11 protein-coding genes and 2 pseudogenes are annotated in these 12,333 nt (G+C 43.3%); 1 reads left to right on the forward strand and 12 read right to left on the reverse strand.

Annotated elements, in window-relative coordinates:
- Nucleotides 1-319 precede the first annotated feature (319 nt).
- The 9 genes and pseudogenes from E1919_RS15330 to E1919_RS15360 form a co-directional block, all read right to left on the reverse strand.
- A complete protein-coding gene (locus E1919_RS15330) occupies nucleotides 320-1,285 on the reverse strand; it encodes a DUF5996 family protein (protein ID WP_162054283.1) in 966 nt (321 codons plus the stop codon).
- Nucleotides 1,286-1,365: 80 nt separating this feature from the next.
- Entirely contained in the window at nucleotides 1,366-2,049 is a 684-nt protein-coding gene (gene rpiA, locus E1919_RS15335) for a ribose-5-phosphate isomerase RpiA (RefSeq protein WP_162054284.1), read from the reverse strand.
- A gap of 117 nt (nucleotides 2,050-2,166) precedes the next feature.
- Nucleotides 2,167-3,615, reverse strand: a complete 1,449-nt coding sequence (locus E1919_RS15340) for an NAD-dependent succinate-semialdehyde dehydrogenase (protein ID WP_162054285.1) — start codon at nucleotides 3,613-3,615, stop codon at nucleotides 2,167-2,169.
- Nucleotides 3,616-3,990: 375 nt separating this feature from the next.
- Nucleotides 3,991-4,713, reverse strand: coding sequence for a sensor histidine kinase (locus tag E1919_RS15345; RefSeq protein WP_262888724.1), 723 nt, complete (start codon nucleotides 4,711-4,713; stop codon nucleotides 3,991-3,993).
- A gap of 12 nt (nucleotides 4,714-4,725) precedes the next feature.
- Nucleotides 4,726-4,935, reverse strand: a pseudogene (locus tag E1919_RS27925) (PAS domain-containing protein); the annotation flags it as partial.
- Between the two features lie 12 nt (nucleotides 4,936-4,947).
- Entirely contained in the window at nucleotides 4,948-5,142 is a 195-nt protein-coding gene (locus tag E1919_RS27590; protein WP_237144451.1) for a hypothetical protein, read from the reverse strand.
- A 233-nt stretch (nucleotides 5,143-5,375) separates the two neighbouring features.
- Entirely contained in the window at nucleotides 5,376-5,867 is a 492-nt protein-coding gene (locus tag E1919_RS15350) for a VOC family protein (RefSeq protein ID WP_162054286.1), read from the reverse strand.
- A gap of 171 nt (nucleotides 5,868-6,038) precedes the next feature.
- Nucleotides 6,039-6,749 carry a DsbA family oxidoreductase gene (locus E1919_RS15355; protein WP_162054287.1) on the reverse strand — a complete coding sequence of 237 codons (711 nt, stop codon included), beginning with the start codon at nucleotides 6,747-6,749 and terminating at the stop codon, nucleotides 6,039-6,041.
- Between the two features lie 572 nt (nucleotides 6,750-7,321).
- The gene (locus tag E1919_RS15360) at nucleotides 7,322-8,185 is read right to left on the reverse strand and encodes an alpha/beta fold hydrolase (protein WP_162054288.1); all 864 of its coding nucleotides are present in this window, start codon (nucleotides 8,183-8,185) and stop codon (nucleotides 7,322-7,324) included.
- 730 nt (nucleotides 8,186-8,915) lie between these two features.
- Here E1919_RS15360 and E1919_RS15365 point away from each other — a divergent pair.
- Complete coding sequence (locus tag E1919_RS15365; protein ID WP_162054289.1) at nucleotides 8,916-10,490, forward strand: DUF6770 family protein; 1,575 nt, start codon at nucleotides 8,916-8,918, stop codon at nucleotides 10,488-10,490.
- 187 nt (nucleotides 10,491-10,677) lie between these two features.
- On the opposite strand, the gene E1919_RS15370 is transcribed toward E1919_RS15365, so the two are convergent.
- The 3 genes and pseudogenes from E1919_RS15370 to E1919_RS15380 form a co-directional block, all read right to left on the reverse strand.
- Nucleotides 10,678-11,256, reverse strand: coding sequence for a heme NO-binding domain-containing protein (locus E1919_RS15370; RefSeq protein ID WP_162054290.1), 579 nt, complete (start codon nucleotides 11,254-11,256; stop codon nucleotides 10,678-10,680).
- Between the two features lie 167 nt (nucleotides 11,257-11,423).
- Nucleotides 11,424-11,972 (reverse strand): GNAT family N-acetyltransferase, encoded by a 549-nt coding sequence (locus tag E1919_RS15375; protein ID WP_162054291.1) that lies wholly within the window; start codon nucleotides 11,970-11,972, stop codon nucleotides 11,424-11,426.
- Between the two features lie 93 nt (nucleotides 11,973-12,065).
- Nucleotides 12,066-12,333, reverse strand: a pseudogene (locus E1919_RS15380) (IS5/IS1182 family transposase); the annotation flags it as partial.

A 12,333-nucleotide genomic window follows, 5' to 3' on the forward strand; every position in this document is an offset into this window, starting at 1 on the left:
CAGTTTCTTTCAACCAGCAAGTTATTACCTTAAGTTACGCATTAGCTTGAGCAGGACGACACTTATTAAAAATCAATTCGGCAATTGTTTAGCTCCAGCGCGACCTGTTGAGGATATGTATACAAGCCGTGCCGCTGTAGATAAGGTTCGTTTGTAGCCATCTATCTATCTATCTATCTATCTATCTATCAACAAGTCATCCCGCTTGGACTTAAAACTAGTAGTAAAACGGTTTTGCGAAACTTATCTTTTTAATACTAAAGCCGGGCTATGAAAACATCAATCTATGTGATGACTAAGGCAACGAACATTGTCTGTACTAGTCCTCTTTTTTAGCCTCCTTATATGCTCTTTGATTTTCATTCTCTCTTCCGTTAAAGCTGTTTAGTTCGAACGCTTTTCTATCCCATTGTGCCAGATCAGCTGCTGCCTCATAGGTGCTGTGCAGAAAGTCCAGGAGCATGGCCTGTGGATTCTCTGCTTGTTGAACAGCCTCATATGGAAGAACAAACTCTCTCAGTTCTTTGTGATAATAAGCTTGTTCAGGTTTGATACTGGCTTTGTTATAGTCCTCTGGTCCTGGATAAATATAGCTGTAAAAGGCGGCGAAGGGTACAGCCTCGTTGCCGGGCCAGAATCCGCAGCTACAGACCTCTTTGGAATAGGCCTCCTGTGCTACCCAATCAGGAAGATTCGGAACGCCTCCTGGATGTTTGGGTGCATCACGACCAGAGAAACGGGATACGGCTAAATCAAAGCTGCCCCAGAAGAAATGCACGGGGCTGCACTTGCCGGTAAACTCAGCCCGGAATTGCGTAAACACATCATGTGCACGAAGAAGAGCCTGATGTAAAGAGACTGCATGTTTGGCCTCATAAGTAGCATGTGTCTCATCTTCGTGGAAAGGAATAGGGTCCTCAAGCTCGTTGGGTATAGGGTGGATAGTTGCCTGGATGTTAAAATCATGAAGAACTGCCACGAGTTTGTTATAGCAGCCTGCGACTGACAACTCATTCAAGTCCATGGATTGGAATTCCCCTTCGCTGGTTTTTACTTGCAACTGATGATGAATAAAGTCGAAGTCAATCTGAAAGTGCTTCTCCTCATCAGTAATATCTCCTGTCGACAATCCAGTAGGGGTAACATACAGCGTCACGTGCCAGGAATGATTTATCCAGGGAGTCTTTACTAAACTGATTTTACCTACGATCTGGGTCCATAGGTGGATAGTCTCGTAAGTTTTCTTTGCTTCTGTAAAAGAAAGTTCGGTCCAGGCTGCTTTCATAGTCTTTCAATGTTTGTTAATTTCAGAACTATGTTAATTTAAACAATTACAGAAAAACTTGTTCTATTCTGTAGGCTTTATTATTCCTTTTTATCTCCTTTCATAAAATGTAAGGAGCCATCTGCATGGCCGACAATAACCCTGTTAACTTTAGGATGCAAAAACAAGCCTCCTTCTACCACCCCCGGTATCAACAAGATGTTAATATTCAGGAGTTCAGGAACTTCAATTTGGTTAAAGAAGCAATCCGCAATCAGGTTACCATTGTCAGTTACAAAGTTCTTCCCGTCTTTTTGCCTGATGCTTGTTTCACAACCTAAGTTTCTTAACTGTTTTAGCGTCAGTTCTGCTGCAAAAGGCACTATCTCCACGGGTAAGGGAAACTTCCCAAGTGTGTGCACTAGCTTGGAGTCATCTACAACTACAATGAATTGGCGGCTGTTATAGGCGAGGATTTTTTCCCTTAGTAAAGCTCCGCCGCCACCTTTTATCAGGTTGCACTGTGCATCAACTTCATCTGCGCCATCAATGGTTATGTCAATATCAGAAAGCGCTGAAAAATCGACAAGGCTGATGCCATATTGCTTCGCCAGGTTTTCAGATGCTACAGAACTTGCCACACACTGTATATGAAGGCCTGCATTTACCTTTTCTCCAAGTGCTTTTATAGCCCAGGTAGCGGTAGAGCCGGAGCCAAGCCCAACTACCATTCCATCCTGTATATATTCCACTGCTTTTTCTGCTGCCAGTTTCTTAGCAATCATATTATCTGCTTTCTTTTGTTGCGCCCATGCCCATGCAGCCCAGACCAATTTCTAATACTTCGGGGGTGTTTTTTTCTTATATCAATGGTTTCTGCCTTTAGATTAACAGCTTAGGCCTTATTTGTTTACTCCGCCAAAGCACATGTACTTTATCTCCATAAAATAATCCATACCATATTTGGAGCCCTCACGGCCAAAGCCGGATTCTTTTATACCGCCAAACGGTGCCACTTCTGTAGAAATTATACCTTCGTTGATGCCGACCATACCGTATTCCAGCGCTTCAGCCACGCGCCAGCAGCGATTCACATCCTTGCTGTAGAAGTAGGAGGCAAGGCCAAACTCTGTATCATTTGCCATGCGTATAGCTTCTTCCTCATTACTGAAACGGAAGATAGGGGCTACGGGGCCGAATACCTCTTCCCTGGCAATGATCATGTTTCCGGTGGCTTCTGCCAGTACAGTTGGCTGGAAAAACAGGCCTTCTATACTCTCTCCGCCTGTTGTCACTCTGGCGCCCTTCTCCACGGCGTCACGGATATGCGCCTTTACCTTATCTAGTCCCTTTTCATTGATGAGAGGCCCTACCTGTACATCTTTTTCCAGCACATTGCCCGTTTTCAGGCCCTGAACAGCTTTGGTAAATTTCTCGACAAAGTCATCATACACCTTGTCCTGTACCAGAATGCGATTTACACAAACACAGGTTTGCCCGTTGTGGCGATACTTTGCAGCCAAGGCACCACTTACTGCCTCGTCCAGATCGGCGTCATCAAACACAATAAAAGGAGCGTTGCCACCCAGCTCCAGGGATAGTTTTTTTAAAGTGGTGGCACTTTGCGCCATCAGAATTTTACCCACTGGCGTGGACCCTGTAAATGAAAGCTTTCGGACTTTTGTGTTCTCACAAAACTCTTTACCAACCTCACTGCTTTCTGTTGAAGTAACAGTATTATACACACCAGGAGGGAAGCCTGCCTTTTCAGCTAAAACGCATAGCGCAAGGGCTGTGAGCGGTGTTTCGGATGGAGGCTTCACCACAACAGGGCTGCCTGCGGCCAGCGCAGGTCCTACTTTCCGGGTGATCATGGCCAGCGGGAAGTTCCAGGGCGTAATAGCAGCTGCTACACCTACGGACTGCTTGATTACAACAAGGCGCCTGTCTTTAGTATGGGGGGGAATTACATCTCCGTAGGCACGCTTGGCTTCCTCGGCAAACCATTCGATAAAAGAGGCGCCATAGTTCACTTCTCCCAAGCTTTCTGTCATTACTTTCCCGGATTCAATGGTCATGATGTGGGCCAGTTCCTCTTTATGCTCCATCATCAGGTTAAACCAGTTCCGTAGGATGACAGAACGCTCTTTGGCTGTTAAATCGCGGTAGCCGGGCCAGGCAGCATCAGCCGCGTCAATGGCTTTGCGCACATCTTCGCGGTTCATATCGGGTACAGCGGCCAGTACTTCGCCTGTGGCAGGGTTAGTCACTTCAAAGGTTTTGCCGCTTGCTGCCTTTTGCCAGGCTCCATTTACATAAGCTTCTGTTCTTATTAAATTACTCTTTTCCATTTAATAGTCTTTTTTAAGTTTTGTAAATTAACCTGCTCAGCTTTGGTTGCCTTACTCAGCATATTAATTTTTTATTCCGAGGAGTGTAATTGATAGAGTTAACAAATTCTCCTCACAGGAGAGGCTAGGGTGGGTTTTCAGTGCCGGACAGGTACCTGTGTTTCCTGAACCCGCAAGTAAAGTGCATATCCTTGAATCATACTACCTTCAGCTACCATCTGTATGGGCGCTTTTTATAGTACATAAAAAAGCCATCCAGGGTTAACTGAAAGGCTTTCGTATAGGATTAACCTGATGCGTGCTTTTACAAGTATTTGCTTTTTTATAGTGCTTATTAAGCAATCTGATTTTCTTTGTCTGCCTGAGAGGACATCTCTATGCTTTAGGTTTCAGGTAAACGATAAACTCAGAACCCTCGCCAAGTTTACTTTCTACAATCAGTTCACCGCCTGCATTTTCTACAAGCTTTTTTACAAGGTATAGCCCGATTCCAGTTCCTTCCGTGTTGGTTTCAAAACGGGTAAACGGGGTGAATATGAGTTCTTTCTTTTCCTCAGCGATTCCGAGGCCGTTGTCTTTGACTGAAATTTGTACAAAACCATTCAATGCTTCTGTTTTAACTTGTATGTTAGGATCTTTGTCTGTTGATTTGTATTTAATGGCATTGCTCAACAGGTTGTAAATAATGCTTCGGAGGTTTTTTCTTGAGAATTCAATTTCCTGCTCCCTGATATCATAGATAATAGAAGCATTGCTCTCTAAAATATTATCTTTAAGAGTCAATTCAACCTGCGTAAGCACATCTTCGAAACGTACGCTTTCTACTACCTCCTTAAAATTACCTTCAATTTTAGCAATTTCTGAAAGCTCTTCTATGATGTTCCGCATTGTCTTGACAGAGTTCTCAAGCATGGCAGCGATCTCGTTCTGTTCCTCTTTATCGGCGTCGCATTGTTCTAAGAGGTCATTGGATGTTTGCTTTAAAAGCCTCACTAGCCCTTCTATATTTGCGAGTGGTGCCTTTAAGTCATGGGACACGGAATAGATGAATGTTTCATGAGAGGCATTTAGTTTTTCCAGGTCACGCAGCACTTTCATACGGTCTGTGATATCCACAAACGTAATGATTACGCCATTGGTCCTGTTATCTCTTTTAACCACATACGGAATAATATTCATCTGGAACCAACGCAAGTCCGTTGTTTGTATCTCCTTCTCAAAGATCTGTTCTGTTTCTATCACTTCACGAATGTTATCTATGATAGTGGAATACCGGATATTATCTATCAGTTCTTCCATAGGTCGGCCAATGTGGTTTGCTGAAAGACTAAACTACTTCATAGCCGGGGGCGTGAACTTGCGAAGCACCAGATCTGCATCTACAAAGAGCTGTGGGATAATCGTGTTCCTGAAGTAATTCTCCAGTTCATCATTCAGTTCTATCAGTTCTTTTATTTTCTGATTGTTCTTTTTTTCTGAGACGGATTTGGGGATAGAGTTTGATGATTCGGTATTATGTGATTCCATTTTCTTCAGCAATTCCTGCGGGTGGCTATAATTTAAATAAACAAAAACAGTAAGGTCTCTTTTAGCAATAAGCGTAATGTACAACTAATTAATTTAGCTTTTTGATAGACTCTAATTCATAAAATATTAAAGGCTTTCTAAATTGCCTCAGGCAGCCTTTTATGATAAAACTGAGTGTGTTGAAAGTGGTTTACCAGTCTTAATATGGGTGATTACTGCTTGTATATGATGTCCTAGTCGAGTTCATTCAGGAGGCCCTCCAGGTCGAGCGGACGCGTATACATCTCCACAGAACCGTCTGGCTTTTTCGGCCATTCCTCTTTCGGTCGGTCCCAGTACAGTTCCACGCCGTTACGGTCGGGGTCCATGAGGTAGAGCGCTTCCGATACGCCATGGTCAGCGGTGCCGGTGAGCGGGTAGTTTGCCTCCTGAAGCCGACGTAGAATAGCTGCCAGATCTTTGCGGGTAGGGTATAGAATAGCGGTATGGAAGAGGCCGGTGCTGCTTACGGGAGGAGGGGATCCATTTTTGCTATACCAGGTGTTCAGCCCGATGTGGTGATGATAGCCCCCTGCAGAAATAAAAACGGCGTCTTCGCCATAGGTGGTGGTGACTTCAAAGCCCAGCAGATCACAGTAAAACTTCAGGGCGCGCTCCAGGTTTGCCACTTTCAGGTGAACGTGTCCAATTCTTGTCTGCGGTGGTGTAGTATAATCTGATGCCATAATTCAACACTTTTATTTTCCGTGAAAAAAGTGTGTTGGGGTAACATTCCCAACACACTTCCTGTTTTTATCAGCCTTCTACTAAATCCTGTATTCAAGGTAAGTATAGTGGAGACAGCGAGGCTGTAAAGTGCCCTTACAACAACTATATCACCTTAGGCTGCACTCTTCTTAGCAGTCACCATCAATGCCGCAACTCTGACCTTCTGCTGTTACTTCCTCAAATTTTGGAGTATGTGGGGCAATCTGAGAAAACACCTGGTGAAAAGTTTCTGCCGGCTGTGCTCCGCTTATAAGGTATTTGTCGTTGATGATGAAAGCCGGTACACCCGTGATACCTGAAGCATGTGCCCATTGCTCCATCTCACGCACCTCCTTTTTACCCTCCTCACTTTCAAAAAATCCATCCAGGCGCTCAGCAGAAATTCCATTAGCTATCCCAATTTCTTTCAGAGCAGAAGTGTCGTTCATGTTCTTGCCTTCAGTAAAGTAACTGTAGAAAAGGGCATGTGCCACCTCGTCCTGTACACCCAGTTCACCTGCCAGCCATATTAACCTGTGGCCGTTGAAGGTGTTGTTCACCGTCGTCAGTTTATCAAAGTTAAATTCGATGCCTTCCGGGGCACCGGCGTCCTGTAGGCGCTTATTCATAGCGTCTATCTGCGAAACGATAGAAGGACCGTAGGCATTCTTAAAGTACTCCAGCCTGTCCACGCCCTCCTGCGATATGTTAGCGTTCAGCTCGTAAGGTTTGAAGCTGATGTTAAAATCATAATTGTTATTTGCCTCTTTCATGGCTTTGTGCAGGCGTTGCTCGCCCACATAGCACCAGGGGCAGTTTATATCTGATACAATGTCTATTTTTATCTTCTGCTTTGTCATATTATAATGCTTTGATATTGGATTTGTAAAATGCTGTCACTCACCCTCCAATTTATACTACGAAGTAACCACAGAAGCTACTCAAGAGGTTAGGTGAATAGCATAGAGTCTAGTTTTACTTTTGAAGCAGGTCCTTTCTGCCGTTCATTCTTTCAAAGGCATATCGTCATCCCAGCAATTCTATCATCTTACTCATGTAACTTAACAACAATGCTCCTGTATTGATTCAGTACTAGGTTACCAATAGTAACTCAACTGTAGTCAGTGTCTTTGTTTAAGCAAGGAGGCACTTAAAGGTAACCAGGTATTATGGAAGTGACTGAAGGTGATAATCAGCAAGATAAGGTTCAGGAGAAAATAGACAAAATAATGGATGACAGGGAGGCGGCAGAAACATGATCTGGACCGAAGCCTGCTGCTGCAGTTTCTCGAACTGGCAGGTTGGGCGAAGCTGTACCTGCATTAGATTGTAGAGGCGAGGGAGCGCTACGCTAAAAAAGAGCAGACGCGAACTTCATCAACCAGATGTTGCGCCAGTTGCTTTACTTGCTGCTGCCTGGTGTAATTCATTTTTATTCTTTGAATGTAACACTGGAAGGTCTTTCCACCCTATAATGGTCTGCCAACACTTTAAGAAATGCTTCTTCATTATGAAGCCATGGAAAATGACCGCTCGCGGGTATGACAATGAAAGTGCAGGTTGGGTATCTTTCTCTGACGTAGGAAGTGCTGTCTCCGAAAATATCATCATCTCCGAAAACGACCGTTATTTTAAAGCCCGGGTCTGGCAGCTTCGGAAGAGGAGGGTATAACAGCAGCGAAAAATAGGTACGGGTGATGGGGCTGGCATTAATATGGTCCACCATCACTTGGACAGGGTTCTCTACCCGAAAGTCTCTGTTGCAGTTGATGGAGAATTGGGTGTAAAACTTACCGTAAGCCTTGTAGCTTCCCAGCATGCCCAGGGCCGAATTTTTAACCATCGCTGCCCATTCCGGACCGGTGCTCTTTTTCTTGTGGAATTTAGAGACCTCCAGCACCGTTTTAGCCCACTGCCAGCCAGTGCCGGTAGCGGGGCTGCATGCGAACATGCTCAGTAACTTGTCTTGCCTTTTCGCTGCATAAACCTGCGCATAGAGCCCGCCCCAGGAGTGACCGAACAAGTGAAACTTCTCTAAGTTGAAATGCACAGCAATACTATCAATGTCTGAAATGTAACTGGCCATTGAATAGCTGCCTGAGGAGCAGGGGGAGTTCAGTGTGCCGCGCTGGTGGAAATAAATCACCTGAAACTCCTTCGCTAAATATTCCGCCACTGGAGCAAGGTTTTCGGGTACACCCGGTCCGCCATGGAGCAGTATAACTGTTTCTTTCCCTTTGTTCGGGATAACAACAGTGTATAGGTTCGTGTCTTCACTTCTTACTAAAATCGCCATGTTATCTCGTACGAAAAAACTTTCAAAAAAGAAGCTTCATTTCAAGCTGGCCTGGTAAATACAGTATAGGTAAAATTTTAAATTTATTGAATACTTTCTCAAAATTGCAAAAGCAAATACTTTATTCAGTGCTATTTTTCAATGCTAAACATGTGTTTTTAATTTGTTAGAAAAATAATATAAGTTTATATGCTAACAAATTAATATTTGTGTAATTTGTGACGGCAAACTCATACTTTTAATGCAATTTTATTTGTCTTATAATAATCTGGAAATAAAGGTTAGGTGTTGAAATCCTAAGGGATCGTTTCGTTTCATATGTATATAGCATAAGGAACAACACGATATACTATGCTTCAGTGATACAAGTAAACTAGATAAGCTAACAGATGAGATAAAAGCTTCAGTTAAAATTTATTTTCTGATAGTTTTAGCTGCTAGGTTATGTGGATAGGAATAGTGATAATAAGGCTTAAATAGTAAAAATTGAATCGGTTGTAGATGGGTGCATCAATTATCCTTTTTGGATGCTACATTATAAAAGCTATCAGAAGGTTCTGCTCAGGCGCAATGATTTGTAAGAGAATAAGAATACGCTGGCATATCGATATACAGATATATAAGAAGGACAAAAAACTAAGCTCAAGCAATGAATACGGTAAGCTACGAGCGAAATAGCTCTCTGAAGTTCCTAAACCGGTATGAAACGAACTTTACTTTATTTCTATTTATGATAAAACCTCTACCATCCTTAATTACACTTCTTCTGCTTTTATGTGCGGCAGCCAGCCTGGCACAGACGCATACGCTGTCAGGGTTTACTATATCTAACAAGAAGGCAATTACGCCCATATATGAAGGAAACGAGGTGAAGGGCTACACCATGTTTTACCGTGAAGACAGGCCTGATACCAGGGTTGCCAACTATGGTCTGGACTTCTTTGATCAGGACCTGCAGAAGGTAAGGAGCGCTATGTTTCCGAAAGAACGCCATTTCAGTCATTTGCTCAGGCGAGCCTATAACGGGGAGACCTTTAGTTTTTATTTTTACAATACAAGAACTAAGCTGTTGGAGATGGACGTCTTCGATAGGTCACTGAATAAAATAGCCTCAAAGCAATTTCCTCTACAATCTAAGGCAGACCAGCACGCGGCATTAGAGGAGCTCCAGGTGTACCGCTCCGGAGCTAGCAAACCACTTTCCGGTATGAATCTTTATGCTGTTCCTAACAAGGGGTTTATCAGAAACGGGTATACAGGAAAAATGAAAGGGTTTTCGCTGGAAATGTACGATAATAAACTCAACCTGAAGTGGAAGTATAAATCTGAAGAAAGATCTAAGGACTACGAATCGCTGCTCGTGCATGAGGTGACAAATAAATACGTACTGGCTACGATTGCCCGCAGGCCAGGCAACGTATCAAAAAAGCTTGAATTCTTTGTCGCTGCTTTTGATGTAGAAACTGGTGACAACCTGTTTGATGTGCCCGTTGAAAATGGAAATATGCAGCAGCTGTCTGTTAGTTCTTTTAGCTTTGACGAAAAGAAAATGGAGTTTATAGCGATGGGAGAGTTTTACAGCGTGGAAGACAAGGAGCTTGCGGACAACAGCCAGGGTTTTTATGTAAAACGAATTGGCCTGAATGGGAAGCAGAATCTCGCTAAGTTCTTTGCCTGGGAGAAGGATGTATACCCGCTAATGCCGCAGGAGGCAAAGAAAAGCCTGAAAGAAGACTATGAAAACTTTGTACATAAAATTATCAGAGGGGCAGATGGCAAACAGCACATTGTGGTAGAACAGTACAAAGTAATGGCTGACGGCGTTGGAATTGCCCTGGCTGTGCTGGGCGGTGGTACAAGCATGGTGAAAGGTGTTATTGGTAACATGCTGATTTATACGCTAGGCCCTGACCTAAGCCTGGAAAAAGTGAGCTTCTTTGAGAAAGACAGGACAGATTGCATACTTCCTCCGGGAGCAGGTGCTTATGGTGCTGGCTTGATAGGCCAGGTAATAAACATGAATGGCGGCTTTGATTACCAGTTTACACAGGAAGACAACAGCCAGATGGGTTTTACAACCGCCTACATCAACTATAAAAAGATATATAAGAGCAAGTTTAGACAAAAGACTTTAGTAAACATTATGTATGCCGGCAACACCCAGCTTATTACAGATAATATAGATGTGTCCTCCAGCAATGAAGTTGTATCCTTTGTGTATCCTGCAAAGCCGGGTTACGTGCTGGTTCTGGATCGTCAGTCAGGGGAGGAGAAGCTTGAAATGAAGCTGGTAAAGTTGAATTGATATTATCTGCCATGTAAACGTAGAAGGGCTCAGCTACTGCTGAGCCCTTCTACGTTTACATAACGTCCATGCTGTACTTCTTAAGCGCGGGTAGTGCTTGTGCCGTACTCAATACTAGGTTTGGCAATATTTGCTCTGATTGGGATTGCGGCGACTTCTTTTGAACGTACTGGAGTAGCCGTTGTCACTATACGTCACCTAGAAAGTCCACCCTGATCTGGACTCTTTCCTTATCAGCTGGCGTCAGTAGCGTCACCTCCACAATATCTTTCTCATGGAAGTATCCTGCTATGCCTCTTATAATGCCTACGGCTACACTAGCCATTTTACGTCTGGAATGGTAGTCTACTATCAGCTGCTTGCTACCTTTTTTGGTAACGAGCAGCATCGGAGGATTGGCTCTATTATTCTCTCTTTTAACAGCAGCGTGCATGGCGGCTTCAGTATTCAGCAGCATATCATACGTGCGCCACGAGGGATTTATATACCTGTTATAAACTAAGAGAAGGTCTGACACTAAAAACTCACCATAATTTTCCAGCAACTCATATACGGTAATGCCAGTAAGTTCAGAAGCTTTGTCTATAATGGCAAACATCTCTTTAGTCGGGTATACCTCCTGCATCTGGTAATGCTCATGCGCAATGCCTGCCGCCTCCAGTAATTTTATCCAGGTGCTGAAGTCATACGTGTTCTCTACATACCGCCGCAGTAGAACAAACATAGAACCATGCATCTGGTCTTCATTGGCTAATTTTTTCTCCATATAATGTATACTTATCTACTGAATACGATAGGTAAGGTATAACTTATAGAACAAACATTGCTTAAAATTCATGAGGAAAATAGTTATTAGCTTCTCATCAACCACCAGACCGCTGCTGTTTTGATGTAAAGCTTTGTAGTTGGCATGGCAGTAACAGGGACAGTACTTCAGCTTCTAAAATCCGTTTCTAGAATAGCGTATTCAAAATTATCGCTCCAGCCTGACTTTAGTGGAAGTACTTTTCTTTTTCTTCCTTCTCTTGTCATACCAACTTTCTCCAATACTTTTATTGACCCGATGTTGTCAACTGCACAGCCTGCCTCTATTCTATGGAGCTTCAGCACGTTAAATCCGAAGTCGAGGATGCGCTTTAAAGCTTCTGTCCCGAATCCTCTGCTCCAATAAGCAACATCCAGCTTATACCATACTTCAGCTCTGCTGTATTTGCTGTTCCCTAGCTTTAAGGCAATCATACCTATAAACTTATTGTCTGCTTTCTGCTCGATAGCAAACGTATACTGTAGGATAACCTCTTGCTGATTGTTTATAATCCACGGAGTGATTGTAGATCTGGTTTCAGCTATATCCTTCGGTATACCCAATGTATTGAATTCATCTATTTCAGGTAACACATGTAACGCATGAATCGCACCTAAATCTGAAGATTTTATTAATCTCAGCTTCAGTCTTTGAGTATGTAGTTCTGGTTCTTTCAATATTTGGCTAACTTAACTATAAAACTACATCGGAGGAATGATGTGTTACTAAAATGAAAATTTGCAATCTGCACATTTTCATTTCGAAGCTGTTTAGTGTTTCAGTTTTTTGTTGATTTTTCGGATAAACATCACGCAAAATGCCAGCCAATGTAGGGCCTGCCAGTGCTGTGCTTTCGTTTCGAAACGTATGAGCAAGGCCTTAAAGCTATCCAGCCAGGCATTGGCATGCTCAATCACTACTCTGCACTTGAAAAGCTCTTCATCAAAGTAGACATACTCCCCGTCCGCTCGCCCGTTTCTTGGATTGAAAGCAATGTTAGCCTCTATGCTCATCTCCGAGCACAGGCCCCTGAAGCCC

Origin of the sequence: Pontibacter pamirensis (genome assembly GCF_010015475.1) — a bacterium.
Taxonomy (GTDB): domain Bacteria; phylum Bacteroidota; class Bacteroidia; order Cytophagales; family Hymenobacteraceae; genus Pontibacter; species Pontibacter pamirensis.

Coding starts and splice junctions, on each gene's coding strand:
- E1919_RS15330 (WP_162054283.1), bottom strand. CDS start 1,285: ATGAAAGCAGCCTGGACCGAACTTTCTTTTACAGAAGCAAAGAAAACT.
- rpiA (WP_162054284.1), bottom strand. CDS start 2,049: ATGATTGCTAAGAAACTGGCAGCAGAAAAAGCAGTGGAATATATACAG.
- E1919_RS15340 (WP_162054285.1), bottom strand. CDS start 3,615: ATGGAAAAGAGTAATTTAATAAGAACAGAAGCTTATGTAAATGGAGCC.
- E1919_RS15345 (WP_262888724.1), bottom strand. CDS start 4,713: ATGAAAGTGCTGCGTGACCTGGAAAAACTAAATGCCTCTCATGAAACA.
- E1919_RS27590 (WP_237144451.1), bottom strand. CDS start 5,142: ATGGAATCACATAATACCGAATCATCAAACTCTATCCCCAAATCCGTC.
- E1919_RS15350 (WP_162054286.1), bottom strand. CDS start 5,867: ATGGCATCAGATTATACTACACCACCGCAGACAAGAATTGGACACGTT.
- E1919_RS15355 (WP_162054287.1), bottom strand. CDS start 6,749: ATGACAAAGCAGAAGATAAAAATAGACATTGTATCAGATATAAACTGC.
- E1919_RS15360 (WP_162054288.1), bottom strand. CDS start 8,185: ATGGCGATTTTAGTAAGAAGTGAAGACACGAACCTATACACTGTTGTT.
- E1919_RS15365 (WP_162054289.1), top strand. CDS start 8,916: ATGATAAAACCTCTACCATCCTTAATTACACTTCTTCTGCTTTTATGT.
- E1919_RS15370 (WP_162054290.1), bottom strand. CDS start 11,256: ATGGAGAAAAAATTAGCCAATGAAGACCAGATGCATGGTTCTATGTTT.